We start from the raw sequence: 26,605 nt of genomic DNA on the forward strand, positions 1-26,605 counted from the left end.
CCTCTCAGGAAGCTTACAGAGGCTCTGATTGACACTAAAATATGAAGTCGCTAAACCCGATGCTAAGCCCTATAAATTAACCGATAATGCAGGTTTACATTTATTGGTTTACATTTATTGGTTTACACCAAAGTTTCTAAGTACTGGCGATTACGCTCTCGTCATTTAGATCAAGAGAAAACCCTAGTGCTAGGGTTATCCCCTGATACCTCTTTATCGAAAGCTAGACTAAAACGCGATGAGCTAAGAAAGCAGATTGCTAAAGGTATTAACCCATGTGAACATGAACCCATCTTAACGGGCGTTCACAATCCCTCTAAGCCCATGAGTGAAAATACCGTGAAGAATTTAAAATTTCGGTAGTAAAATAAATTACTGAAAAAGGCCATAGTGTGGTCGAAGTTTCTATATGTTTAGAAACTCCTCATAACCTATATGGTTGAATTGATTGTTTTGATCCACAATAACCTAAGATAAAGTAGTAGTTAATTATTACTATTCATTTTTTATCTCTGGATTAATAAGACCTCTGGTACGATGACTGAATTCCTCTATGATTGGGGAATTCAGTCTGCTTGCATACCAATTCTATTTGGTGATTATCTTGAAATACATAGCAATAACGCTTTTTTATTTAACAAATACAGAGAGATCTAAAGCTCCGTGATAAATACCAGGTTCAATATAGTGCTCGTCTTTGCATAAATTCCAATCAATGGTAAATTCACCGCTATAATCTCCATATTTAGAATCTAAATCAATATCAAAGATCTCACCATTAAATAAGACTTCTCCCTCGTCATCACAATCTGAACCATTCTGATTGATTATTCCTTCAATGTATAAACCATTATCTTCATAGTCTTCATTAATTAAATAGAATTTATTGGGCTCATCTTTAATTAATCCAGTTTGCAATCGAACCGAACCTAAAACAGTGTTTCCAATATTACTATCACAGTCGATTTCGACGGTAACATGCTCTTTATCCACAAGTCCTATATCTTCATCGGAAGCGAGGTGAAACGTCGGTGAAGTATTTCCATTGACATCAATGGTGCAAGCATCTAATACATTAATGTTAATAGTATTTATTAATACTTCAGAAAGGTCTCCGGGTGCCTGTCTTGATAATGATGCTCCATATAATGTCTCGACATCAGTGCCGTTTTCAAGTGCAATAGTATATTCACCAGGATCAGCGTAATCAGCCGATAAAAACTTTACTTCGCCGCCTGTCAGAGTAATATTGACTTCTCTATCTTCAGTGGGGTCGAAAAAATCATCACTACTTCCTGGTGGATTTAAGCAATATGGATTTCCACCTATAGCTTCTAAATTATCTATTTGAACAACTTCACCATTAATCACCCTAACAGAACCTTCCATTTCTGAACCATCTGCTTCAACCCAATTTGCCGTCGCAAAATAACTAAGAGAAAAATAACCAACATGGTCATGATTTTCATTCATTAATTGAAAGTAATATTGGTTATCTTCTTCATAAAGAGCATCTACAGAAATACAGTAAGCTCCGTCAGAACTAACCGATATCAAACCAAAAGACGGCCAATTCTGTGTCGCTTTTAAAGGACCAACAAGGTTAATCGAAGAGTTGGTCGAAACATAAGCCACTTCTGTATCTGGTGGAATAGTTACATCCAGAGTATTAGCAACTCCTAATGAAGTTTTCAGCAAACACAACGCTAAGATAGCTTTTGCAACACCCTTTTTCATCGTTAATGTCATTATTTCATTCCTCATACTGGCTATCTTGCGTTAATCACTGACACGTTAGGTTAATTTTTCTGACTGGGTTGTCTTCCGTTACTGCAATATCTTTTAAGTGAGTATAATGAGCACTACACGATGCGCTGTGGCTATTTCCCCATTGGATCAGTAATGTTCCGGAGTCTGGTAACCCACTCATATAAAGTTGGCCGTTATCACCCACAATACTGGTGTTCTCTTCAGTTGCGTCATTATCAGCCAGCTTAGCAATCGCCCCAAATGGGATAGTACCGCCTTCATAGGTCAACGAAATCAGGGCCTGCATCCCAACACGCGTTGGGAATTTGGCTTTCACCACCGCCCCTTTGGTCGGATAGACGTTTTGAGACGTTTTCGGTAGCGTCACATCATCGGGTAAGGTATTCACATTTAAGCCAATGGTGTTTTTGGCATACTCGTTAACGTTCGGTGCTACCGCATAGCCAAACATATCTATTTTGCCATTACCTTGGTTTAGCAAGGTACCGTCCGCATCCGGTGCTTCAACCAATACCACTGAATTACCTAACGTTCGCGCCAGTGTCACACCACCTGAATGGATCACCATCCCGCCATTAACACCCGCGTTGAAAGAAGAAGAGCTTGATGAGTAGTTATACCCTCCAGAAAGACTGCCTTTTGAAGTGTTGTAATTCATACTAATCGAGCTATTACTCTCTTGGTTGTTATTCCCCATACTTTGTGAAACCGAGTAAGATAAATCTCTGTCCAATAATGAACCGTGTAGTCCCATTTGCTGGCTATAGTTACCGCGGTTATTTTTCGAAATATAATAATTACTGCTCATATTTCGTAAGTGCTCTTCATTAGTAAATAAACTAAAAGGCACATTCACATTCAAAGAGATTTGATGATTTTTAGGCCAATCATTGCGACTATCGGATTTTCTGTAGTCAATGGCATAACTGACGTTATAATTCACCCCTTTAAAGTTACCGTTATACCCTGTCGATAATTGAGTGGTTTCCGTATTGGAATCCCAATAATCGGTACGACTGCCACTTAAATAAATCGAGCCATATTTACCCAGTGATTGTGAAAGTGCTGTTCGGAAACTGGAACGCTGACGTAGCCCTAACCAAGGTGCCACACCATCACTGAGCTGGTAATTATGGGTATTAAAATCCGAGAAACTGAAGAAATGGCGCGTTGAATAACGCAATGCCGTTAAATCAACATTGGTACCCGTTGAGGTTAAGCTTTTTGAATACTTAATCCTAAAGGATTGACCTTCTTTTCGATCACCAGAAATAAAAGAAGCCGCCGCATGGGTAATATCGACAGACAAGGCACCAAAGTTCCCTAAAGAAATACCCGTCCCCATCACCCCAGAAAAATAATCTTTAGAGAATAAAGAACCACCATATAAGGTCACATCATGAGGCAAACCATAAATCAAACTCCCCAACACAAATTTGGCACGTTTAGAAGAGCGGGTTAAATTGCCGTTATATTCCCCTGCTGTGACTTCATATTTTACGCCACCCGGTCTTAACATCACCGGTAATGAAGAATACGGATAGACAAAGGTTCTCTCAGAACCATCTTCTTCGCTGATATTGACCTGCAAATTCCCTGAAGAACCGGTTGGATATAAATCTCTAATACTAAAAGGTCCCGGAGCAACATAAGTTTGATACACGACATTGCCATTTTGACTGACCGTGATCCGCGCGTTGGATTGCGCAATACCATTAATTTCAGGAGCGAAACCACGCATACTAGAAGGCAGCATTTTTTCATTTGAAAACAGCTTAATCCCTTTAAACGGAATACTATCAAAAACGTTACTGCCCGTTGAACTTTCACCCACCAACACTTCACCACGTAACGCGTTAATTGCTCGCATCACATAGGTGTTTGAAAAAGTCGACGTTTGGTTACTGTAATTACGTCTTCCTTCTGAGTTCGAATAATAGTAACGATAGTTTGAGCGCAAACGCCAAGCCCCTAAATTGACGCCCCCACGCAAACTCAAAAAGGCATTATCATTATTTTGTGTTTCTCTCTGAGATTTATTACGACTGTGGTTACCATTAAGCTGATAAGAAAGCAGAATGGCAGGAATGCCATTTTCCAACATGCCTTCAGGTACATAGCCATTAGCGCGGTTATCCATATAAATTTGTGGAATACTGATTTCCATATTCAGTTTAGACAAATTGGTTTTCACAAACGCGTCAGGAATATAATCCCCTAATGCGGTGATCTTCTCATCATCAGAAAATTTTTGTAATGTAGGGATAGAAGCTAAATTCACGCCAAGCTCTCCTAACATAGGTTTAGTAAATTCAGCGGAAATATGGCCATCACTGCCTTTTACAAACGTGACATCCATACTTCCCATATCTCTTTTATTGATATAGACGGTAATATTGTATTTACCTTCAGGCACGCTATTGGCTTTTTCAAATTGAGATAAATCAATTGAATTTGGATCGATCCCTGACTGCAACGATAATAATTTGGGATCAAAAAAATCCTCTGCAGAAGAATAACTAGCAATGCCAAGACAATAAGAAATAAAGCTAAGATAAAAAATTTTATTTTTTATCTTAGACAAATTATATAATTTCATCGTTATCTCTCAGTTATTTTTTATAGTTTTTGAGTTTGTTCTGGCATTTCCAGCATAAATTCATTTAATAATCGCCAACTCACTATGGCATTGGCATAATTCCCTTTCGGTAATGGATAGCTTTGTTTGCTAAAAGGTGGCACTAATTTAAAAAGCTGCATATTGTTAATTTGATGCTGTCCTACCGCTATTTTCCCAAAAGTTAAATAAAGAGGAGATTGATTATCTACAATCAATTTTCCATCAGACACTGTAAATTTAAACTTATCTTTGACATTCGCCATTTTAATATTCTTAATCGTTTCAGGCCGATAATAAAATTTATAATGTAAGACTTTTGATAAAGTTAAATCGCCATCCATCTTTTTAAAACTCACTGTATTTTTCGTGCCTTTCGGTGGAATGGCTTTTAATCGAACAAAGAATACCGACTCCCGGTCTTGCGGTAATTTCTTTAAATTATCAATCTTTTTAATTTGCCAGCTATATTCTGACTTTGCCTCTAACCGATATAAGGGAGGTGTGATCATAAAAGGAATTGCGTTTTCCTTTTTCACATTCAGGCCTGTCGACTCATCAGGAATAGCAATATCCGCTTGAACAAGATAAGCATTTTGATCGTTATTCTTTAATAAGAATGAGAGTCCTCGGCTTTCTTGATGAAAAACCAAACGTTCACTAGGAAAACGTAAACCGCTACTGGTATTTTTTGCCGTCGCTTGGTGAAAGTTTAATAAACCTAAAAAGAATACAACCCATGAAATCATTTTCATTTTTTAGCCTTACTTTCAAATATAAATGGCTTGGTTGTTCCACCATAATCATTCATTATTCGCCATGAAAAAGAGTTAAGCCCAGCTATATCTGAGATCGTGATATTTGAATAAGGTGCAACCATTTTATTTTTTATTTTACGCGTATTATTCACCTTCATATCAACCAGAGTCGTATAATAAGGTGTTGGGTTATTGATGGTTAATGCATTATTCGCATAACTTACGGAAATTTTTTCATACGAATCTTTCGCTGTCATTGGTAAATTTTTAGGCCGGTAATAAAGCTTAATGACTAAATTAGTAACTATTGACAACTTTCCACTACTTTTTTCATCATTTCTTTTTGGTGGGATCGCCCTTGAACTAAAATAAAATACACTTTCACGATCTTTTTGTAATAAATTTAATGATGCTGGAAAAATACGCATCATAAAGGTTGAGTTTTTTTCGACCCTAAAAATAGACGGCGTAATAACAAAAAAATCACTTTTCTTATTATCAACATCATAAATTTCATTTTGAACCAGAAAAGGAGAATCCACATTATTTTTAAAGGTTATTGATGCTGACTTATCGCCTTCATTAAAAATGATCCGTGTCTTATTTAAACTTAAACCTGCTGAGTAAGCTAAGAAAGAGCTAAACAATAACAGAGCAGCAAACGTTATTTTTTTCATTATAGTCGCCTTAATCTGAGAAATAACTAAAAGTGACATGTGCCGTGAATTCACCTACATCATCTTCTGAGCAACTGTTACCCAAATTATAACAAGCTAGTACCGCCGTTAATATTATGTGTTCATCGCCATCTTCGATATCATCAAAAACAGTATCACCCACAGCAAAATTCTCTTGCTCATCTTCATCCATAATAGCGACACCAAAATAAGCATCAGGATTGCTATTAAAGACATAATCATTTGAGCCATCAACGGTGCTTCCAGAGGTTATTTTGATGGAGCTAGTTGAAAAGTCACCTTCGCAGTCTTGCAAAATAATTTCGAATTGCTTCTTCTGTGTTTGCTCAATAATTTCCTGCATTGATACAATGCCGAAATCAATTTCATCAGTAGCAGCATAAAGATCTTCGACAATAATTTCGCATGGCTCTTGGTCAACATAAGCCGTAAATTCAAACCGGATAGAGTCGTTATCCGCTTTTGTTTGCACAGAAAGCAATAAAGAAAACACCCAAGAAAAAATAATCAAATATTTTTTCTTGTTATGGTATTTGCAGTGAGAGTTCAATAGCAGCATCAATATCACCTGATGTTATGGTTTGATTATCAATTTTTGCAGCAACGACTTCAAAATAATGCTCGCCGGTCCCTGACTCGACAGTAGCTTCATCACCCGAGAAAATCACTTCCTCACATGCACCATTGTCATCACCACAATTCATCAATAAAAATCCCACATTGATATCGTCGTCTTCATACAACACATTATTTTTTATTTGCGTGCTGCTGACTGGCGTGATGATGATATCGATAGACTCTGTATCATCAGAGATGCCCTCACAGCTATATTCCACCATGAAGGATTTACGATAATCACTTTCTTCACCCGGCTGCAGCGCATTCAGCACACTACTGCTAAAAGGTTCATCAAATATCACTTCTTGATCGCTATCAGCGGCAAATTCACACGTGGCATTAGCCACTGTGCCACTAAAATAAATCGTTGCACTTTCATCGGCTAAACTGATATTAGGTAATAAAACCGCGGGCAATAATAACCCTAAAAAACATTTATTGAATTTCTGCTGAGTAACCATCATAGCCTCCTAAATCATTAATTGCGGTCCATTTTGCTATCGCTCCTTTTGGTGCTTTTAGGTCAAAATTAATACTTGAAAATGGTGCTATCATATTATTTTTATTGTCTGAATTAATGGCTATCGCTTTATTATTCAACGTCACGTTAAATAGACTGATGTAATAAGGTGAACGGTTGATAACCTCCGTTTTATTACCAGCATTTTTAAATACTAGCGATGACTGTGCTTCTTTAGCTGTTTGCTTTAAATCGGTAGGCCGATAAAATAATTTAATAATATTGTCAAAACCGATAATCACCCCTTCACTATTTTTATCTCTCGCTGGTACCATTCGGGCTTTAAAATAAAAAACCGATTCTCTATCTTTAGGCAGTTGATTATTAACTAACATAATACGCACATCTTGTCGGCTCATTTTGTCTAAACGGAATAAGGGTGGCGCGACTTCAAAAGCATCAGGATATTGCTCACTCGCTATCGCTATTTGCGTGAGATAATTCGTTTTTTCATCATTGTTTCTGAGTGTCACAGAAACACTTTTTTCACCTTGCGAGTAAATAATACGCGTGGCATCAATACCGACTCCAGCAGAATAAGCAAAGTTATTTAACAATAAGAAATTAGATAAAATAATCAACAGCCAAATTTTTAACGACAGTGTATTTTTCATAGGCTTTTATTAGGGTGATTACAAAACTGTAATCACCCTACTTTAATTAGTTATAAGCGACGCTAAAGATAACAGGTACATTCAAAATATCTGTATCGTTAGCACCATTAAGTGCGAACAAGTCTGCTTGCATTGGTAATAGATTTACTGCATTACCATCAACGTCCGTGACAGCACCTTCTCCATCCTTACTCATAACCAATGATTGATTAACACTAATTAATTGGTTTGGTTTAATTTCAGTCGCTGCACCTGAAGTCGGGTTAGTTTTAATTCCGACTGCTAATGTTTTTGCATCCGTGTTTGCGAACAGCGCTGGATTAAAAATACTTGCTTGACCATCTGCGTATAAACTTAATGCGCCAGAAGTAGTTTCAGCACCTGCACAGTTCGTTAATACTAAGTTGAAGTCTTTTTTAGCAATAGATGTTGTTGGATCTTGGGTAATGCTATCAGCAGTGAAAACCCCGAAATCAACAATAGCGCCAGAGCTTGTTGCAATATCACAAGTTCCTTTCTGTAATTGCGCTTTAAACGTAACCGTTGTTGTTGTTGCAGCCATTGCAGAGCTTGCAACACCAGCGGCTAACATTAATGCAGTAATAGATGCTAATTTAATTTTCATATTGAACCTCTTTTATAATGATATAAACGTACGACACCACATGGAGACAGAATTACTCTTACACTTAATTTTTATATAAAACTATTTAAAGCCTATTTATCTTCGCAAATTTCGATTGATTAAAAAAAACCAAATTTGCAATATTTATTCAAATATCGATTCAGAAAAGCAGAAAATAATAAATTAAATAAAATTATACAAAATTGCTATTTCGTATAATTTTAATTTTTTCTTTTCTATCATTTAAATGAAATGCATTCTCACTTAACAAGAATAATAATAAACCAACCACCTTTTACTCTTTTATTTAAATCTATTTTTAATGATGGTATTCTGCTATTTAATTACATGATGTCTTGTTGTTAAATCATTACTAAATCTCTAGTTCTTTTCTAAGTAATTTTTCAACCATACAATTTTACCCCTCATTAAATATTAATATTATTTAATTGAAATAAGATTTAGATATTTATTTAATAAAGAGAAAATTAATCTAACTATGATTTTTGAATTATAGGATTATATTTCTTAAATAATAAATTAAATTCACTGTTAAGCCCAGATAACTCAGCTTCTTTTTTTAAACTCATTAATAAACCTTAAAACATTAAATAAGAATCAATTTCAAAAATATTAAATAAAATAAATACATCACCATGAATCTGCTTTTATTTTTAAACAAATCAGGAGTAAAAAACAATAGGGCTAAATTTGGCAGTATTTTCATACAAGGCATAATTTACACATTACTCCTACGTTGATTTTGTTAAAATCAATAAATTACAATAGGTTAAAATATCCTTACTCATAATACGGCTTAAACGACCAGTCATAAACCCCATAAAATCTCAAATTAAGAGTAAGCTTTAGATTTATCTGTTGAAAAAAATATTTTTTCATAGTTACATTTTAAAAATTATCAAAACCGAAAGAATCATCGTGAAGAATATGAAAATACTAATAAACCTCAATAAGTTAACCTCTATTTTTTCATTACACGATTGGTAACAATTATGTATTCAACACATCGAAGTGTAAAAAACATGTCGAAATGTTATTTCGATGACATTTAATGACATTAAATTTAGCTTAAGTCATTGATGTTTTTTGATTTATATCACATTAAGTTGCATTAAAAATGAAACATACATTTAAGACTATGGTTTCATTTATGGCCTTGACACAAATTGAGATTGCTGTTGGCCACTCAGACATTTGGGATGTTGAGGAAGGGGCCCCAGCCAGTCCTTCCTCAGAACTGGACATGTATACTACCGCATCCGACTTCCGACAGACCCGTATGATGAGATTTAACTACAAGGAATTATCACAAAGGGTTAACCACCGAAGAATTATTTCGCACTATACCGAGTGTATTTTCAGAAGATAAACATGTCTCTCACAATAAAAAATACTACTATATTCCCACCATAGCATGACTCAATAGCCTTCAAAAAGAAGGCTTTTCCCCCTAGTGACGGTTTTTTGCTTTTCTGGCAAATCACGTTGATAAATATTTCCGTCCTTGCTGCATTTTCACAATATCCATAAAAACAAAATCATACTAAAGGCTCTTTTGTAGCGCTTGCCGATAAGGTAATGCCGTCATTGCTCCTTTCGCAGTCGTGGCTAACGCACCACAAATTTGAGCTTGCCCAATAATCACACCCAGCGTGTCTTCATCACGCGGCAGACCATACACCGCCAGCCCTGCCAGTAAACCTGCGACAAAAGCATCTCCCGCACCTGTCGTATCAACCACCACTACGGGTCTAGCAGAATAATGCAGGATATCTCCCTGCCAACACACCATCACCCCATTTTTACCTAAAGTGACCAGCAGCAAATCAAAAGAATACTGTGCTGAAAGCTGTGCAATACCTTGCTGAATATCAGTTTTTCCGCTTAAGAAAAATAACTCTTCTTCGGATAACTTCACCACCGAGGCGAAAGTTAGCGCTTTATGTAAACATTCACGTAGCAGATTTTCATCCTGCCAAAGATCCGTTCGGATATTAGGATCAAAACTAACGCGTCCACCCACACTACGGATTTTTTCCATGGCATAAAATGTGGTACTGCGGCTCGGTTCAGCACTCAGCGCGATAGAGCAAGCATGTAGCCATTCATTTTTCTGAAATACGGGTAAGTCCTCGACTTCTAAAAAAAGATCTGCTGCGGGACGAACCATAAACGTAAAAGTTCGTTCTCCCTCTTCATCCAGTTCAACCACCACCGTTGATGTACGATGTTGCGGGTCTAGCTTCATATAGTCGGTGTTCACTTTCTCTTGCTCTAACGTGCGGCACATAAAGCGGCCAAAAGGATCATCTCCGACACGACCAATAAACCCGCTTTTTCCATCAAGGCGAGCAATCCCCGCTGCAACATTCGCAGGCGCCCCGCCAGGAAGCTGAAGTAAGCAGCCTTCTCTTTCGGGGATCAAATCAACTACAGCATCACCGAGAACCCACACTTTATCGGTCATAAATAACTCCAAAGGCAATATTGAAAATGGTCAGTATGATTAAATTGAATCCCTTGGTAACCAAGGCGATGAAATATAGACGGTTTCTCGATGCGTCTCCCCATTAATGATATGTAGCGCGCTGCGCTTACCAATCTCATAATGGGGAAGTTGTACCGTCGAAAGCGGTGGAATAAATAATTCACCGATCCCAACCATATTGTCGTAACCCACAACGGCGACATCTTTTGGGATCTTCAATCCACTCTCTAACAAGATCTGATAAACGATGAATGCGATCCGATCGTTTCCACAAATAACTGAATCAAAACTCGCTTTTCCATGGTGGATCTGATTGCGTACAATCTCAGGAATATCTGTATAATTTTTTGTACTTAAAAAATGATGAGATAACGCATCCGCATTAATTCCATGCTCCTCACAAGCACGCTTAATCCCGAGAGCTCGGCGGAGAGTCGCTGGGTGGCTGGCTGGGAGATATAAACACAGCGGCTGGCGGTATCCCGCATTTAATAGCCCTTTCACCGCGTTATATTGGCCATCTTCATCATCAGGTACATAGCTAGCAGTTTGTACATTTAAGCTTTCACAGTTAGCAAGTACCAATGGCACTTTCATCATGTGCTTGGTAATTTCAACCTGTCGAAGTCCCATTGCCGTGTAAATAATGCCATCTGGGCGATGAGAAAAAAGTAGACTTGCGATGGCTTCAGGATCATCACCTTCTAGCATGTTCACCACATAGCTATTCCAACCGTGTGAACGCGCCGTTTCTTCAATAGACAGCGTGATATCGACAGAAAAAGGAGACGTTGCCGTATCTAGCGCCAATACCCCAATCGTTCGAGGCTTTTGTCCTGAACGTGTACCGCGGATCATGCGAGCTGAAAGATCAGGCGTATAACCCGTTTCATTAATGGCTTTTTGAATGCGCTCTAATGTCTCTTTTTTCAGCTTTTCAGGATTATTGATAGCTCTAGAGACCGTCATCATTGAAACACCAGCCAGCTTTGCGACATCTTTTAAGAGTACCATTTTGCCCTCTTTACTCTATTTTCAACGTCTTTGGATCCAACGTCTTTTCATCGGAGTATACCAACCAATAAATCGCCACATGATTGCGAGAATAAGAAACCTGTGACATCCCTCACATACCGCCAATGTTAATGTTAACATTGGTGATTAACATCATATTTATGCACTATACCGTCTTTTATAAAGTGAATGTTAACATTAACAATATAGACATTCTGACAGTAGGAGAATATCTATGGGCAAAAAAACACGCGCTAACATGCATGCCTATCTCACATTAAGTGGTTTGTTATTTACTTTCTTTTGGACATGGTCATCCGTGTTTTCCTTGGTATCTCTGTGGCTCAGTCAAAAAATTGGCCTAAAAGGCACCGATACGGGTATTATTTTTTCTGTTATCAGCCTAACCGCATTTTGTGCTCAGCCTCTTTACGGGTTTATCCAGGACAGACTTGGCTTACGCAAAAATCTATTATGGTTTCTGGGTGGATTGCTATTAATCAGCGGACCTTGGTTTATTTTTGTCTGTACCCCGTTATTAAAATGGAACATTTTTGCGGGAGCTTCCGCATTGGGCATTTATGTTGGCGCAACTTTCTTTGCCGGCATTGGCGCCCTTGAATCCTACACTGAACGTGTTAGCCGCATTGCGAGTTTTGAATATGGTCGTGCCCGTATGTGGGGTTCACTGGGCTGGGCAGGCGCCACCTTTTTTGCTGGGTTATTATTTAATATCGACCCCAATTTAAACTTTGCTATGGGTTCTGCCAGCGCACTGCTGTTCATCATCCTGTTATGGCGTTTACGCAATGTTCGCCCTCATACCATGAATGAGCTTGAGTTCGGCAAAACTCAGTCACTGACTATCACTGATGCGCTGGGGTTATTACGCATGCGTTCATTTTGGTCTTTGGTGATATTTGTCTGCGGAGTGAGTGTTTATAACGTCTACGACCAACAATTTCCGGTCTATTTTGCCTCGTTGTTTGCTAACCAAAACGAAGGCAATGAGATGTTTGGCTACTTAAACTCGCTTCAGGTCTTCTTAGAGGCGGGAGGGATGTTCTTAGCACCTTTCCTCGTCAATAGAATTGGCGCAAAGCGAGGCCTGCTTTTGAGCGGTGTCATCATGGCACTGCGCATTTTAGGTTCGGGGCTTGCCGACGATGCAATCACAATTTCATTTATGAAACTGCTACATGCAGTTGAACTCCCTATCCTATTAATTTCATTATTTAAATACATTACATCCGTATTTGATAAACGTTTATCTGCAACCATCTACTTAGTGGGTTTCCAGTTTGTAGCGTCGCTCTGCGCTTCATTTTTATCCCCGCTCGCGGGGTACAGCTATGACACTTTAGGCTTTGCAGATACCTATATGATCCTCGCCGCTATCGTCATTTTCATGACGATAATTTCAAGTGTTCTTCTGCAATCAGAGGACGCATCAACCGTCAATCGTATGACAACATCGAAAAAAACGGTGGAACTATGAAACAGAAACTTCAGCAAGCACAATTTGCCCTTAAGCAACTTAAAGCTCAACGTGGAAACACCTATTACCCTGACTTCCATCTTGCGCCCCCCGCTGGCTGGATGAACGATCCCAATGGCTTGATCTACTTTGATGGGTTATATCACGCATTTTATCAACATCACCCAATGAGTGCTGATTGGGGGCCGATGCATTGGGGTCACGCCACCAGCCATGACATGATCCATTGGCAACATCAGCCTATCGCGCTAGCGCCCGGTGATGAATATGATCGTGATGGTTGTTTTTCGGGTTGTGCTGTAAATGATAATGGAATCCTTTCACTCATTTATACAGGGCATGTGTGGCTAAAAGAAGCCGGTGACGATAGCGCTATCCGTGAAGTTCAATGCTTAGCAACCAGTACTGACGGTATTCACTTTGAAAAACAAGGTATTGTACTAACGCCTCCTGATGGCATTATGCATTTTCGTGACCCTAAAATTTGGCAAGAAAATGGCACTTGGTGGATGGTACTAGGTGCACGAGACGCAGCAAATTGTGGGCAAACACTGCTCTATAAAGGTAACTCGCTCCGCGAATGGCAACTTGATCGAATCCTCGCCCATGCTGACATTGATGGTGGCTATATGTGGGAATGCCCAGATTTCTTCTCGTGTGGCGACCACCACTATTTGATGTTTTCACCACAAGGCATCCAACAAAATACAGGTTATCAGTATCGTAATCGCTTCCAATCCGGCGTAATTCAAGGTCACTGGCAACAAGGAAGCGCCTTTATACAAAGCCAAAAATTTACTGAACTGGATAATGGACACGATTTCTACGCACCACAATCATTCACGGCAGCGGATGGGCGACGTGTCATTATGGCTTGGATGGATATGTGGGAATCTGCCATGCCATCCAAACAAGAAGGCTGGGCGGGCTGCTTAACCTTACCACGCGAGTTATTTGAACGAGATGGGCATTTATGCCAACGCCCAGTCATTGAAACCAAATCACTGCGCCAACAGAGCCAACCCATTGAGCCGCACTCGATCAGTAATACGGAAGTTTTACTCGACCATTCCAGTGCCATCGAGTTAGAACTCGTTTGGGATATAAGCCAAAGCAATGCAGAACGATATGGCATAGCGCTAGGTAATAAAGTGGGCGATGGATTAGAGCTGTATATTGATAGCCAATCCCAGCGCTTAGTGCTCTGGCGGCACTACCCAGAATATGAGTTGGACGGTTATCGCAGCATTCCATTACCTGCGAGCGATAAACTTTCATTGCGTATTTTTATCGACCGCTCCTCCGTTGAAGTCTTTGTCAATGATGGTGACGCCGCAATGTCTAGCCGTATATATCCCCAGCCTAATGCGCGCAAGCTAATGTTATTTGCTTCTCATGGCAGCGCGGTTATTTCTGAAGGAACGCTTTGGCAACTCAAATAATGATTGAGCAGGAATTGGGATAAACAAAAACGCCTCGTGATGTGCTTTATCACAAGGCGTTTTTAATCTTTTAGACTCTGGTTGAGGTCCGTCTCATTTTTATATTCTTAGCTTAAATAGATAAGTATTATTATCGACCTTATAAGTCATTCACATCAAAAAAACTCTCGGAAAACCTGCATAAAATACGGCTTTAACGTATAATCAACTCTATTGAGCTTTGGCTCACTTCACACAGTGTCGATATCATCATAAATAACACGCGAACCCAGACTAAAATGGGCTTTTGAGACTCTATTGATCAGGTGAGATATGCTGGATTTTCTAAAGAATTATGACAACTTAACCGTCAGTGAAAAAAAAGTATTAAAATATCTTACCGATAATATTGCCGATATTCCCTACTTAAATATTAATGAATTAGTCGCCAAAACGTTTGTATCTAAGACTGTCATTATTAATTTGTCCCAGAAATTAGGTTTTAGTGGGTTTAAAGAACTCAAATTCCAAATTAATAACCATATACTTTCGCAGAATAAAGCGGAAAAAAAGAACCCCGCTTCTTATAAAAAGCAGCTTGAAAATAATATCCATAAAACCTTCACCTTGATTAATGAAGAGCAAATTCGCGACTGTGCGAAAACATTACGCGGCTCTCGTAATATATTTTTAGTCGCACGTGGCACTAGTAAAGCCGTTGGTTATTATCTTGAACACTTGCTCTTCTCTCTTGGATTACACTGCTTTTTTATCAACGATTACAATCTCTCCGACTCTTTTACTCGTCTGGTTAACCAAAATGACACAGTGATTTTTATCTCGCTGTCTGGTGGAACCAAGAAAATCATCGAAACCGCTAAAATCGTGCAATTGAAAGAAGCCAACATCATCAGTATGACCGCCTTTCACACCAACGAACTCACTGCCTACGCCAATAACACCCTTTTCTGCTTCGCAGACAGCTATGACACCAAACGGGATGATTCTAAATCCAGAACCGGATTTTTTATTCTGGTGGATTTATTAATTAATGAATTGGAAAACCTGCTGTAAATAAACTCCCTCCCACCTTATTTATTTAACTTAAGGTTAGCTGAGTGCTTTTCATTCAATTATTTTTGTGATTTTTCAAATAATTATTTATTTAAAAAACCCATAACACATTTATAGCAAAATCATTATTAATATGATTTTTAAAGCTTTATTTAATTTTAATGACCTAGGTCTTAATCTGTGACCTGAGATAATATTTAAAACCGTAACATCATTTCATTTAAAAAACCCAGTGCTAGTATTCCAGTTAATTTCAATAATTCTTCGTCATTAGGAAAAAATATGGCTAAAAGAAAATTCGGTGAGTCAATCCAGCGCTTTGGTAGGACACTGCTCCTGCCAATCGGGGTTCTGGCTCCAATTGGTATGATACTGGGGATCAGTGGTGCATTAGTTCAAACCTATATGATTGCTCGATTCCCTTTCCTCGGCAATGAAACCGTTAACGCATTACTTGTCAGCATCCGTTCTATTGCGGGCGTTATCTTCGACAACATCCCATTACTGTTCGCCATGGGGGTTGCCTACGGCATGAGCCAGCGCGATAAGGGGATCGCGGTCTTCGCCTCCGTTGTGGGTTACCTTTCGTTGATCATCACCATGAATATTTGGTTGGTGCTCACGGGTAAATTGGCGGATCCAGCGATTATGGGTCAAGTGGGACAGATTAAAGTTTTAGGTATTCAAACCTTAAACATCAGTGCCGCTGGGGGGATTATTACAGGGTTAATTGGTGCATGGGCCACCGATAAATTCTATAACCTCGAGCTGCCGACCGCCTTCGCCTTCTTCTCGGGTAAAAAGTCAGTCGCGATTATCATGGTCGGCTTAATGATCATGGTCGGCGGAACATTACCGTTTATCTGGGAAGTGTTAGTGCAAGGCTTGATGAAGCTTTCCGCCGTATTCTTAAGCCCTGTCGGTCCATTCTTTACCGCTGGTGGTGAGCGTCTGTTTATTCCATTCGGGTTACACCACGTTTGGAACGTTCTGTTTAGATTTACCGAAGCGGGTGGTACCTATGTTATTGATGGACAAACCTTTGTCGGTGTCGTTCCAGCCTTAACGGAAGTGTTATTTAAGCAAGGTCCAAGTAGTGAATACTGGGCAATGATGCCAAGCCTGACGCGCTTTATGGCGCAGCAACAAATGCTGGTGACGCTGTTCCTGTTCCCTGCGATTGCATTAGCTATCTATAAAACATCGAAGAAAGAGAACCGTGCTGAAGTTAAATCGATGTTGGTGACCATGGTATTGACCGCGATGCTCGGTAACGTGACCGAACCGCTCGAATTTACCTTCGTGTTTATCGCACCGCTGCTGTACTTAATCTATGCCATTATCGTCGGTATTGGTGCAGTGTTACTGTCATTCGCTGGGGTTGCTATCGGGTATATCCGTGGAACCGTGTTTGACTTCACTATCTTTGGATTGCTGTACGAGCACACTAACTGGATATTCTTAGTCCTGATTGGTGGTGGTCTAGCGGTTGTAACTTACTTCATCTTCTACTGGGCGATTATCAAATTTGATATCAAAACCCCAGGTCGTGAAGAGTCGAGCAACCTGAAAAATACCTTAATTAAAGAAAAACGTTATGGCGAAATCGCTGAGATCCTTGTTGAAGCCTTAGGCGGTAAAGAGAACATTCGTAACGTAGATAACTGTATTACCCGTATGCGTATTGATGTCGCAGAAGTGAATAAAATTGATAAAGATTTAATGTTGGAATCAGGATGTACCGCATTCTTCTTTCCATCGGCAAACCACGTCCACGTAGTGTATGGACCAAAAGTTGAATTTGTTCGCAACGCTGTTGATGAGTTCATGAAGAAATAAAAGGATATATGATGAGAGCCTTATATGATTCTAAGAGTAAAACCATCGATGACCGCGGTATAAAAGCCCTGTTATCGGATGAAGCCAAATACAATACTTGGCTGATGTTTGAATCCATGTTAGCTCAAGCGCAGGCTGAAGCGGGGTTCATTCCCCAATCAGCGGCCGATGAAATTAAAGAAAAAGCGGTTATTGAAAACATTGATTTTGAAGAGATGAGCCGCATTTACCAAAAAATTGGGCACGGCTTCGTTCCCTTCTTAAAAGTGTTGGTGAATGCCTGTTCTGAAGAGAGTGGTAAATACATCCATTACGGAATTACCACTCAAAATATTCAGCAAAGCTCGCAGCTGTACATGATGAAAACGGTACATAATAAATTTATGTTGCTGTTAAGTGAGATCATCGAAAACCTGTCGGGTCTTGCTGAAAAAACTAAGCATATGGTGATGCCGGGCAGAACCCATGGACGCCACGCTATCCCAATTACTTACGGGTACAAAGTGTCCGTGTGGATCAGCGATTTCATCGACTGCTACCAGCGTATGAAAGAGTGTGAAAAGCGCGTATTTACCATCATGATGGGTGGTGCTGTGGGCGCGTTTAACTCTATGCCGGGGATTGGTTTAGAAGTGCAAAAACGCGTTGCTGAACTGACGGGTATGCATGCGATGGAAGTGCCATCACGTAACCTAAGCACCCATAAATTAGAGTACATGGCAAACTTAGCGCTGATGGCGAATATCTGCCATAAAATCGGGGAAGAAGTATACAGCACGACGCTGGAAGAAATAGCGGAAGTGTCTGAAGGATTCACCAAAGGCACTGTGGGCAGCAGCACCATGCCACACAAAATCAACCCGAAACTGGCGAAAGGGATTATTGCTAACGCCCAAAAACTGTATTCGTTACCGAGTGTTGGGATGTATTCTGCCGTCAGACCGTATGAAGGTGATAGCAGCTCTTATATGTTATTCGATGGGCTTATCGAAGAAGCGCTGGAACTGACCACTGAAATTTTATTAAGAACCGAAGAGCTTTCGAGAACTCTGGTACCTCACGAAGAGAGAATGCTGCATAACGTTCTGAGAAATAAAGGGTTAGATAATACCGAATACGTAATGATGAAAATGGCTGAGAAGCTAGGTAAAGATAAAGCGCACTCATTACTGTATGAAGAAGCTATCAAAACCGCAGCGGATGGCGAGGATTTCTACACTAACCTCACCAAGAACGAAACCATTACGGCGGCATTTAGCAATGATGAAATCAAAGCAATGCTAGACCCACGTTCGTATATTGGTCTATCGGTGGAAATCGCAGAAAAAGAAGCGAAACGTGGTTTAGCGGCAGCCCAAGAAATTAAACAGCTTTATCAGTAATTATTCGCTTAATAATTTAACGTAAAGTCGTTCTTTGAAGCCGTCATTTGAAAACAATGGCGGCTTTTTTTGGTTATAAAAATATGAATATTGCTAAATAATAGAAAGATAGTTCATTACTTTAAATTAGTCATTAATACTTAAAAAATAATTAGCAAGAATGACTGTTAATAAATAATATGAATTTGTTACCACATCTGATTTATTCTCAACAAATTTATCTAAATTTTAATTCTTGTATTCAAAAGCAAAAATTAATTTAATTCCCCACATAGAACTATCATTTAATTTGTTCTTTTCACGTTCTATTAATCTGCACTTCATGTGATTGACTAGTCAATAAATCTACTTTTTCGATAAATAAAAAGATTTTGAGATGTCGTTCAAGTATTTATTTTTATAAAACACAGATTATCTCTGCGATTCTGTTTTTGATTCTTAATGATGTTTTTTGATTGATAACAAAGGTATCAGAATGAACAAAGCACATAAATTTGCGTCATCTTCTCGTTATAAAAATAAAGCTGCAATCAATAAAAATATTTTTCAGCTGTCTATTATTACTTCTGCGCTGTTATTTTCTGGCTATACACTGGCTTACTCTGAAACAGGGCAGCTCGGTGATAAAAATAGCTGGGAAAGCCAAGAATATAAAAATGACTGGGGTTTAGCCGCCATGAATGCCTCCAGTGCTTATGCACTGGGATATCATGGGCAAGGCGCTAAAATTGGCGTAATGGATTCAGGCGCGCTGTTATCTCACCAAGAGCTAAGTGGTTCCCGCTTCCACGCCGTTAAAGCCAAAGGTGAGTACGGCTCCACGGGGATGCGTTATCCTCAAGAATTAGGCGGTCACTATGAAAAAGGCCAAGCTTTCGATGTGACTGGAGATTGGATCAAAGGCGTGAATGACACTCACGGCACCCACGTGACAGGCACCGTCGGCGCTAACCGTGATGGCGAAGGAATGCATGGGGTCGCATGGGGCTCTGATGTCTACGTTGGCAACACTGGAGCTACCGACAGCAATAACTACGGCCCTTATCAAGATTACCAATATTTCTATACAGGCTGGAAAGCCATGGTGGATGCAGGTGCCCAAGTGATCAATAACAGCTGGGGAACCAACCCAAGAATTATTGATGCAGGGAAAACAGTCGGCCCTGATGGCGGTAACACCACCGTACATTTACCAGTCGATACCACTCAACAAACTGAGTACGAATATTTCTACTTCAAAAAAATCTACGGGGATAATCCATCCTTTGTGGATGCCGCCTATGATGCCGTGAAAGGCACCAATGTTGTTCAAGTCTTCACCACAGGCAACCGCGATTTCAAAAACCCGTACTACCGCCCTCTTTACCCTTATTTCAATCCACAAGCTGAGAAACATTGGATTGCGGTTGCTGGATTAAAACAAACGGCAGACAAAACAGGCTATGAAATTGAAGGTATGTTCAACGAAGCGGGTAATGCCAAATGGTGGACCGTCGTTGCGCCTAGCCGCTATATCTATTCCAGCGTTGTGGATGAAAACGGTAATCCGGGTTGGGATACCTTTAGCGGTACTTCAATGGCAGCGCCGCACGTCACTGGTGCGATGGGCGTGTTAATGTCCCGCTATCAATCCATGAATGCCCTGCAAGTTCGTGATGTGATGTTCACAACTGCCAACCGTTACAACCCAGATGGCAGCCTCTATAAAGGTTGGACATCCGCTGATGGTGTACCTGATGAGCGCTATGGTTGGGGTACACCGGATCTCGAAAAAGGTATGTATGGTCCCGGTCAATTCTTAGGTAAATTCGAATATCAACTGGATGCAGTACCTCTCGATGTCTGGACAAACGACATCAACCAAGCCGCGTTAGATCAGCGTGAAACCGAAGATTTAGCATGGTTAGCCGATTATAAAGCCCACGGTATCGATGCCGGTGGCGATTATAATCTTGGTACCGATTTCGTGGTAAACGATGGCAACCCAGACCCGACGTCTCACATTGTCGATAAAGAAGATGCTAAAAAATGGCGTCAGGAATATTACCAAAAACGTGCTGAGGCCATCCAAGCCAAAATCGATGCAGGTCTGTATGATGGCTCTTTAGTCAAAGCGGGTGAAGGCACATTGGTAATGACAGGGGATAACACCTACCGTGGTGGTACAACCGTCGAACAAGGCTCTCTGTACGGTTTTACTGAATCCTTCGGTACTGCAGACGTGAACGTTAACGGCGGCTCGTTGAGTGTTCTTAATCGCTATAATGACCAATTTACGCAGAAAGGTCAGTTAGTCTCCAATGAAAGCCATAAAGCCAATATCAACATCAACGACAAAGGAACCTATTTAGTCACCGCAGGTCATGATGTGAATGTCGGTAATATGACCTTAAATCAAGGCGCTAAACTGGACGTTGCTGCTGATAATATTGGGCAACTGAAAGACGTTTATCTTAATGATAATTCAATCCAAGGTACGGTTAACGCAGATAATTTAGCCGACAACCGCGCTAAAACCAAAATGCTCGCAGCAAATACCAATAATGCTGCCGCAGATGATTATGCGCTATTCCAAAAAGACGTTTCCGTAAAAGACAACACCATTACAGGCTCTCTGAGCAAAAAAGCGGATACCTCATTTGCTTCATTTGCCAATAATGAGAATAGTCGTTCAATTGCCAATGCATTAGAAAGTAATGCTAAAGGTCAGCTGTTTGATGCAACACTACCGATGAGCGAACGTGACCTTCGTAATACTTATCAATCACTCGGTAGTGATATGTACCTTAATGCAAACAATGCCAGCGTGGTGAACGTATTAGGTCTAACTCGTACCGTGAAAGATCAGGCTATCGGCGTGGGTCATGGTCGTTATGCCAATATTGAAAACAGCAATGCGCGTATTTGGATGACGGGTGTTGGTCAATGGGGCAACCTTGACTATGGTTACAGCAATATGGACACCGATTTCTACGCAGCGTTAGTCGGTGCAGAAATTGATGTGGCCACTCACACCAAAGCGGGTCTGTTCTTCGGGGCTGGTTCATCTAAATATAAAGCCCATGAGTACGGTAAAATTGACAGCAATGACCTGCATGTTGGTGCCTACGGGGTGTCGAATATCAAGGATGTTGCTGCCATTAACTACGGTGTCACTCATACAAACCAAGACAGAGATGCAAAACGCACGCTGTGGGTAGGCCAAGAGTCCGGTTATAACTCCACCAGCTATGATGCGAAAATTACTCAGTTCTTCGTAGAAGGTGCCTATACCCAACTGAATAATGATCGTTATTCTGTTGAGCCTTATGCTGGATTTAACTGGCTGCATGTGACTAGCGACAATTTGCATGAGCAAGTGGGTAATATGCAATTCACCACCAAAACTGACAACCAAGATATCCAAGTCGGTACTGTTGGTTTACGTGGCGGCTATCCATTCAGCGCGGGTAATGTAAATCTCACACTGAAAGGTGACGTGTCTGCGAGCCATTTATTTGGTGATACTCGCCCTGAAGCGATGTTGTTCCTGTCTGACACTGGCGAAACCAAAATTCGTGGTGGCAAGTTAGATAACTTATTTGGCGTGGGCTTAGGGGTTGATGCTCAGCTGAATAAATCCACGACTTTCGGTGTTTCTTACCAAGGTCAATATAACAGTGACGTGAGCTCCAGCGGTGTGAACGCGACATTAAAAATTAACTTCTAATTCAGTTAATTAAAAAAGGGCGGAGTCAATTTTATGTTGATTCCGCCCTTCACCGTTTTTTATCAATACAGTTTTTCGATAAATACAGCGTATGTTAATTAACGCATAGCTTGAACTTCAGAATGGGATAAACCTGTAATTTGACTAATGATATCAATATCTAAGCCTAGTTTTAAACTGGTCAAAACTTGGGTATAAGTGCGTTGGTTAGTCCTAATTTCCGATAATGACTTGACTAACTAACTCGTTGCTTTTAATAAAATTATTTCCTTATTTTAGCCATAAAAAACACCTCAATCAGCGTATTGCTAATTAAGGTGTCATTCAAAATAAACGCATTTTTTAATTTACTCTGCGGGAAAATTTGGACCGATTAAATCAATACGATCAGTACAAATGGCATCAACGCCCCACGCTAATAATAATTTGGCGCGCTCAGGGGAGTTCACCGTATACACCAGAATATATAAGCCCGCTTGCTTCAATAGCTCGACCCGAGCTTTATCCAATAAGAGATGGTCTAAATGGATAGAGACACAGCCTAAACGCGTTGTCAGTTCACGCCAATCCTCTCGCCACTCTTCCAATAATAAACCGCGTGGCAATTCAGGCGTCGCGGCTTGAGCAGCTTCAAGGGACTCAATGGAAAATGAAGAGAGTAATGGTGTAGTTTGCCCTTGCCAGAGTTGGCGAGCCGCTAATGCCACCACGGTTCCTGTCTCAATCTCCAAGCCTGTGGTTGGCTTAATTTCAATATTCGCCATCATGCGATGTTGTTGACAACGCTCAGCCACTTGCGATAGTAGCGGCAAATGCTCGTTGGCAAACTCTTGGCTATACCAACTTCCCGCATCAATTTTAACCAGTTGGCTCCAGTCAAAATCCCCTGCAATTCCATACCCATTACTCGTGCGCTCAAGGGTATCATCATGCAGAAGGAAAATTTGACCATCGCGAGATAACTTGGCATCAAACTCAATCATGGTGTGACCATATTTCGCCCCGACATCAATCGCCGCAAGGGTGTTTTCGGGGGCTAATTTACCGCCGCCACGATGGGCGACAATTTTAGGATAGGGCCAAAAATTCATAAACGATGTCCGTATTGAGTATCAAAAAAATGCTGATGAGCAACAGGGAGATGAAGCCATAGCGTAGAGCCAATCGCAGGGCGATGCTCATGCCCTAAGCGTACAATGACTTTCTGCCCAGCCCACTGACCATGCACGAGATTATCAGCACCTAACATTTCAAGGGTCTCTACTATCAGCGGGATCCCCCCTGACGATTCAGAGCCTAACTGTAAATGTTCCGGTCGGATACCTAACGTTAGCGCATGCCCTACCCACTGTAAATACGTTTGACCTAGCGGTAGTTGCATTCCCCCCTCAAGCTCAAAATGAGAGCCATCCGTACTCAGTTTTCCTTCCAGCAAATTCATGGCGGGGGAGCCAATAAAACTCGCCACAAAACGGCTAGCAGGACGCTCGTACACTTCAACTGGGGAACCGATTTGCTCTGCTACACCTTTATTCATCACCATCACTCGCTGCGCCAAAGTCATCGCTTCCACCTGGTCGTGTGTCACATACAAGCTGGTGGTTTTTAAGCGACGATGGAGCTGTTGCAATTCAAGGCGCATCTGTACCCGCAACTTTGCATCAAGGTTAGAAAGCGGTTCATCAAATAAGAATACGGCTGGGTCACGCACGATGGCACGCCCCATTGCCACACGTTGGCGCTGGCCGCCAGAAAGCTCTCTCGGTTGGCGATTTAATAAGCCATCAAGCTCTAAAATCCGTGCAGCATCCGCCACTTTTTGTCGAATAATCTCTTTTCCTAGCCCACGAATTTTTAGTCCCCATGCCATATTTTCTTCAACACTCATATGGGGATACAGAGCGTAATTTTGGAATACCATCGCAATGCCACGCTCTTTGGGCTCGAGATGTGTGACCCGCTTTCGGTCAATCCAAATGTCACCACTCGTGACTTGCTCGAGTCCTGCCACCATCCGTAGTAACGTAGATTTACCACACCCAGAAGGCCCCACCATCACGATAAATTCGCCGTCCACCACATCCACTGTCAGCGGCTTAATGACTTGGTTTTTTCCGTCCCAGCTTTTGGTGACGGCTTGAAGTTTTAATTCTGCCATGGTTATTTCTCACTATCGACCAAGCCACGCACAAACGCCCTCTGCATAGCTAATACCACAAGAACCGGAGGAATAAGCGTGAGCAACATTGCCGCCATAACTTGATTCCATTGCGTCGTACCCTCACCCGATGCGATCATGCCTTTGATCCCCGCAACTGCGGTTCCTAAGCTGGGATCTGCAACGATCAAGATCGGCCACAAGTATTGGTTCCAACCATAAATAAAGGTGATCACAAACAGCGCCGCTAAGTTTGTTTTGGACAACGGCAGCACAATGTCGACGAAAAACCGCATAGGAGAAGCTCCATCAATACGTGCAGCCTCAATCAATTCATCCGGTAACGTCATAAAAAATTGGCGAAATAAAAAGGTCGCCGTGGCGGATGCCATCAATGGCAAGGTTAGCCCTGCGTAACTATCCACCATGTTTAAGTTAGAAATTACCTCGACCGTGGGAAAAATTCGCACTTCGACAGGTAACATTAACGTGATGAAAATCATCCAAAAAAATAAACTACGACACGGAAAACGGAACCAAACGATGGCAAAAGCCGATAACATCGAAATCGTCATTTTTCCAATCGCTATCACCAGCGCCATAATGGTGCTGTTCACCAACATCAACCAAAATGGGGCGCTATTCACTGCCACGCCGTTATTCCAAATATGCAGGATGTTTTCCCATAAATGAGAGCCAGGTATTAGGGTAATAGGGGTATCGAAGACCGCTTTATCGTCGAGTGTCGCGGCAACAAAAGCCACATACAGCGGAAATAAAATCACTAAAATCCCAATTACCAGCATTGAATGACTGAATACGCTCAGCCCACGATTTTTCTCAATCATTGGTAACGTACCTTACGCTCAATAAAACGGAATTGAATCACCGTTAGGATGATCACCAAACCCATTAAAATCACGGATTGTGCTGCGGATGAAGAGAGATCGAGCCCTGAAAAACCTTCACGGTAAATCTTATAAATCAGTGTCGTCGTCGCTTGTACTGGCCCCCCGCCCGTTGCCGCATCAATCACAGGGAAAGTATCAAAGAAGGCATACACCAAATTCACCACCAGCAAAAAGAAACTCACTGGAGTAATTAATGGTAAGGATATTTTAAAGAAACGACGGATAGGCCCAGCGCCATCAATAGCGGCTGCTTCCATCAAAGAGCGAGGAATAGACTGTAAGGCAGCGAAGAAAAACAAAAAGTTATAACTGATTTGTTTCCAAACTGAGGCTAAAACCACTAAAAACATTGCCTGACCGCTATTTTGGGCATGGTTCCAGTCATAGCCAATGGATTCCAAACCATAGGTTATCAATCCTCTGCCGGGACTAAACAAAAACATCCATAAAACTGCCGCAACAGCAGGGGCAACAGCATAAGGCAGCAGCATTAATGTTTGGTAAAAACGGCTTCCTCTTACCACATAATCAACCAAAGCCGCGAAAAACAGCGAGACTACAAGCCCACTTCCCGCCACCCAAGCACTAAAAATCATTGTGGTATAGAAGGAGTCTACATAGTAGCTATCGCTAAAGAGTTGAGTGAAGTTTTCTAACCCCACAAATTCACTGGATAACCCAAAAGGATCAATACTTTGTAATGAATACCACAGCGCTTGCCCAGCAGGTAAAATAAAGAAAATCACCGTAATGATTAGCTGTGGTAATACTAGCGCGTAAGGTAACCAGCGGGAGCGAAAGACGGGACGAGATGATGACATAAGCAACCCAATAAATCAGATGTGATGCAGCGCCCCTCTTAATTCCATC

Annotated in this window: 21 protein-coding genes and 1 pseudogene; 8 read left to right on the top strand and 14 right to left on the bottom strand. The window is 40.8% G+C overall.

Annotated features, from left to right (window positions below; all coding sequences use genetic code 11):
- Positions 1-117: 117 nt before the first annotated feature.
- Positions 118-363, top strand: a complete 246-nt coding sequence (locus tag PR799_RS15285; protein WP_442959924.1) for an Arm DNA-binding domain-containing protein — start codon at positions 118-120, stop codon at positions 361-363.
- Positions 364-630: 267 nt separating this feature from the next.
- On the opposite strand, the gene PR799_RS15290 is transcribed toward PR799_RS15285, so the two are convergent.
- The 8 genes from PR799_RS15290 to PR799_RS15325 are packed head-to-tail and all read right to left on the bottom strand — an operon-like array spanning position 631 to position 8,220.
- The gene (locus PR799_RS15290) at positions 631-1,749 is read right to left on the bottom strand and encodes a hypothetical protein (RefSeq protein ID WP_272522644.1); all 1,119 of its coding nucleotides are present in this window, start codon (positions 1,747-1,749) and stop codon (positions 631-633) included.
- A 34-nt stretch (positions 1,750-1,783) separates the two neighbouring features.
- The gene (locus tag PR799_RS15295) at positions 1,784-4,369 is read right to left on the bottom strand and encodes a fimbria/pilus outer membrane usher protein (RefSeq protein ID WP_272522645.1); all 2,586 of its coding nucleotides are present in this window, start codon (positions 4,367-4,369) and stop codon (positions 1,784-1,786) included.
- Between the two features lie 20 nt (positions 4,370-4,389).
- On the bottom strand, positions 4,390-5,142 hold the full coding sequence (locus PR799_RS15300) for a fimbrial biogenesis chaperone (RefSeq protein WP_272522646.1): 753 nt from the start codon (positions 5,140-5,142) through the stop codon (positions 4,390-4,392).
- A complete protein-coding gene (locus PR799_RS15305) occupies positions 5,139-5,822 on the bottom strand; it encodes a fimbrial biogenesis chaperone (protein WP_272522647.1) in 684 nt (227 codons plus the stop codon). The genes PR799_RS15300 and PR799_RS15305 overlap by 4 nt, the downstream gene beginning before the upstream one ends.
- A 10-nt stretch (positions 5,823-5,832) precedes the next feature.
- Positions 5,833-6,402, bottom strand: coding sequence for a fimbrial protein (locus PR799_RS15310; protein WP_272522648.1), 570 nt, complete (start codon positions 6,400-6,402; stop codon positions 5,833-5,835).
- Complete coding sequence (locus PR799_RS15315) at positions 6,368-6,922, bottom strand: fimbrial protein (RefSeq protein ID WP_272522649.1); 555 nt, start codon at positions 6,920-6,922, stop codon at positions 6,368-6,370. Before PR799_RS15315 ends, PR799_RS15310 begins: the two co-directional genes overlap by 35 nt.
- Positions 6,897-7,595: a fimbrial biogenesis chaperone gene (locus PR799_RS15320; protein ID WP_272522650.1), complete on the bottom strand. Its 699-nt coding sequence runs from the start codon at positions 7,593-7,595 to the stop codon at positions 6,897-6,899. Before PR799_RS15320 ends, PR799_RS15315 begins: the two co-directional genes overlap by 26 nt.
- A gap of 46 nt (positions 7,596-7,641) precedes the next feature.
- Positions 7,642-8,220, bottom strand: coding sequence for a fimbrial protein (locus tag PR799_RS15325; RefSeq protein ID WP_272522651.1), 579 nt, complete (start codon positions 8,218-8,220; stop codon positions 7,642-7,644).
- Between the two features lie 1,337 nt (positions 8,221-9,557).
- On the opposite strand from PR799_RS15325, the pseudogene PR799_RS15330 reads away from it, so the two are divergent.
- Positions 9,558-9,656, top strand: a pseudogene (locus tag PR799_RS15330) (DUF932 domain-containing protein); the annotation flags it as partial.
- A 128-nt stretch (positions 9,657-9,784) separates the two neighbouring features.
- Here PR799_RS15330 and PR799_RS15335 read toward each other — a convergent pair.
- Positions 9,785-10,708 carry an aminoimidazole riboside kinase gene (locus tag PR799_RS15335; RefSeq protein WP_272522652.1) on the bottom strand — a complete coding sequence of 308 codons (924 nt, stop codon included), beginning with the start codon at positions 10,706-10,708 and terminating at the stop codon, positions 9,785-9,787.
- A 39-nt stretch (positions 10,709-10,747) separates the two neighbouring features.
- Complete coding sequence (locus tag PR799_RS15340) at positions 10,748-11,743, bottom strand: LacI family DNA-binding transcriptional regulator (protein ID WP_272522653.1); 996 nt, start codon at positions 11,741-11,743, stop codon at positions 10,748-10,750.
- 235 nt (positions 11,744-11,978) lie between these two features.
- On the opposite strand from PR799_RS15340, the gene PR799_RS15345 reads away from it, so the two are divergent.
- From PR799_RS15345 to pta, 6 genes are all read left to right on the top strand, one after another.
- Positions 11,979-13,241, top strand: coding sequence for an MFS transporter (locus tag PR799_RS15345; RefSeq protein WP_272522654.1), 1,263 nt, complete (start codon positions 11,979-11,981; stop codon positions 13,239-13,241).
- Positions 13,238-14,683, top strand: a complete 1,446-nt coding sequence (locus PR799_RS15350; RefSeq protein WP_272522655.1) for a glycoside hydrolase family 32 protein — start codon at positions 13,238-13,240, stop codon at positions 14,681-14,683. The genes PR799_RS15345 and PR799_RS15350 overlap by 4 nt, the downstream gene beginning before the upstream one ends.
- Before the next feature lie 312 nt (positions 14,684-14,995).
- The gene (locus PR799_RS15355; RefSeq protein ID WP_154603528.1) at positions 14,996-15,736 is read left to right on the top strand and encodes a MurR/RpiR family transcriptional regulator; all 741 of its coding nucleotides are present in this window, start codon (positions 14,996-14,998) and stop codon (positions 15,734-15,736) included.
- A gap of 282 nt (positions 15,737-16,018) precedes the next feature.
- Positions 16,019-17,575, top strand: coding sequence for a PTS transporter subunit EIIC (locus tag PR799_RS15360; protein WP_006658525.1), 1,557 nt, complete (start codon positions 16,019-16,021; stop codon positions 17,573-17,575).
- Positions 17,576-17,586: 11 nt separating this feature from the next.
- On the top strand, positions 17,587-18,957 hold the full coding sequence (locus PR799_RS15365) for a class-II fumarase/aspartase family protein (RefSeq protein WP_272522656.1): 1,371 nt from the start codon (positions 17,587-17,589) through the stop codon (positions 18,955-18,957).
- 475 nt (positions 18,958-19,432) lie between these two features.
- A complete protein-coding gene (pta, locus tag PR799_RS15370; RefSeq protein ID WP_272522657.1) occupies positions 19,433-22,666 on the top strand; it encodes an autotransporter Pta in 3,234 nt (1,077 codons plus the stop codon).
- A 347-nt stretch (positions 22,667-23,013) separates the two neighbouring features.
- Here the strand turns inward: pta and ugpQ are convergent, their stop codons facing one another.
- Genes ugpQ through ugpA form a run of 4 tightly spaced genes read right to left on the bottom strand, consistent with a single transcriptional unit; the run spans position 23,014 to position 26,556 of the window.
- Positions 23,014-23,757, bottom strand: coding sequence for a glycerophosphodiester phosphodiesterase (ugpQ, locus tag PR799_RS15375; protein WP_272522658.1), 744 nt, complete (start codon positions 23,755-23,757; stop codon positions 23,014-23,016).
- On the bottom strand, positions 23,754-24,824 hold the full coding sequence (locus PR799_RS15380; protein WP_272522659.1) for a sn-glycerol-3-phosphate import ATP-binding protein UgpC: 1,071 nt from the start codon (positions 24,822-24,824) through the stop codon (positions 23,754-23,756). Before PR799_RS15380 ends, ugpQ begins: the two co-directional genes overlap by 4 nt.
- A 2-nt stretch (positions 24,825-24,826) precedes the next feature.
- Positions 24,827-25,672 (bottom strand): sn-glycerol-3-phosphate ABC transporter permease UgpE, encoded by an 846-nt coding sequence (ugpE, locus tag PR799_RS15385; RefSeq protein WP_154627837.1) that lies wholly within the window; start codon positions 25,670-25,672, stop codon positions 24,827-24,829.
- Positions 25,669-26,556, bottom strand: a complete 888-nt coding sequence (ugpA, locus tag PR799_RS15390) for a sn-glycerol-3-phosphate ABC transporter permease UgpA (RefSeq protein ID WP_154627839.1) — start codon at positions 26,554-26,556, stop codon at positions 25,669-25,671. Before ugpA ends, ugpE begins: the two co-directional genes overlap by 4 nt.
- Between the last annotated feature and the right edge of the window lie 49 nt (positions 26,557-26,605).

The sequence above is a fragment of the Providencia sp. PROV202 genome (genome assembly GCF_028479565.1).
Classification (GTDB): domain Bacteria; phylum Pseudomonadota; class Gammaproteobacteria; order Enterobacterales; family Enterobacteriaceae; genus Providencia; species Providencia zhijiangensis.

Excerpts from the sequence above, each read along its gene's own strand:
- PR799_RS15290 (WP_272522644.1), bottom strand. The coding sequence starts at position 1,749 with ATGACATTAACGATGAAAAAGGGTGTTGCAAAAGCTATCTTAGCGTTG.
- PR799_RS15295 (WP_272522645.1), bottom strand. The coding sequence starts at position 4,369 with ATGAAATTATATAATTTGTCTAAGATAAAAAATAAAATTTTTTATCTT.
- PR799_RS15300 (WP_272522646.1), bottom strand. The coding sequence starts at position 5,142 with ATGAAAATGATTTCATGGGTTGTATTCTTTTTAGGTTTATTAAACTTT.
- PR799_RS15305 (WP_272522647.1), bottom strand. The coding sequence starts at position 5,822 with ATGAAAAAAATAACGTTTGCTGCTCTGTTATTGTTTAGCTCTTTCTTA.
- PR799_RS15310 (WP_272522648.1), bottom strand. The coding sequence starts at position 6,402 with ATGCTGCTATTGAACTCTCACTGCAAATACCATAACAAGAAAAAATAT.
- PR799_RS15315 (WP_272522649.1), bottom strand. The coding sequence starts at position 6,922 with ATGGTTACTCAGCAGAAATTCAATAAATGTTTTTTAGGGTTATTATTG.
- PR799_RS15320 (WP_272522650.1), bottom strand. The coding sequence starts at position 7,595 with ATGAAAAATACACTGTCGTTAAAAATTTGGCTGTTGATTATTTTATCT.
- PR799_RS15325 (WP_272522651.1), bottom strand. The coding sequence starts at position 8,220 with ATGAAAATTAAATTAGCATCTATTACTGCATTAATGTTAGCCGCTGGT.
- PR799_RS15335 (WP_272522652.1), bottom strand. The coding sequence starts at position 10,708 with ATGACCGATAAAGTGTGGGTTCTCGGTGATGCTGTAGTTGATTTGATC.
- PR799_RS15340 (WP_272522653.1), bottom strand. The coding sequence starts at position 11,743 with ATGGTACTCTTAAAAGATGTCGCAAAGCTGGCTGGTGTTTCAATGATG.
- PR799_RS15345 (WP_272522654.1), top strand. The coding sequence starts at position 11,979 with ATGGGCAAAAAAACACGCGCTAACATGCATGCCTATCTCACATTAAGT.
- PR799_RS15350 (WP_272522655.1), top strand. The coding sequence starts at position 13,238 with ATGAAACAGAAACTTCAGCAAGCACAATTTGCCCTTAAGCAACTTAAA.
- PR799_RS15355 (WP_154603528.1), top strand. The coding sequence starts at position 14,996 with ATGCTGGATTTTCTAAAGAATTATGACAACTTAACCGTCAGTGAAAAA.
- PR799_RS15360 (WP_006658525.1), top strand. The coding sequence starts at position 16,019 with ATGGCTAAAAGAAAATTCGGTGAGTCAATCCAGCGCTTTGGTAGGACA.
- PR799_RS15365 (WP_272522656.1), top strand. The coding sequence starts at position 17,587 with ATGAGAGCCTTATATGATTCTAAGAGTAAAACCATCGATGACCGCGGT.
- pta (WP_272522657.1), top strand. The coding sequence starts at position 19,433 with ATGAACAAAGCACATAAATTTGCGTCATCTTCTCGTTATAAAAATAAA.
- ugpQ (WP_272522658.1), bottom strand. The coding sequence starts at position 23,757 with ATGAATTTTTGGCCCTATCCTAAAATTGTCGCCCATCGTGGCGGCGGT.
- PR799_RS15380 (WP_272522659.1), bottom strand. The coding sequence starts at position 24,824 with ATGGCAGAATTAAAACTTCAAGCCGTCACCAAAAGCTGGGACGGAAAA.
- ugpE (WP_154627837.1), bottom strand. The coding sequence starts at position 25,672 with ATGATTGAGAAAAATCGTGGGCTGAGCGTATTCAGTCATTCAATGCTG.
- ugpA (WP_154627839.1), bottom strand. The coding sequence starts at position 26,556 with ATGTCATCATCTCGTCCCGTCTTTCGCTCCCGCTGGTTACCTTACGCG.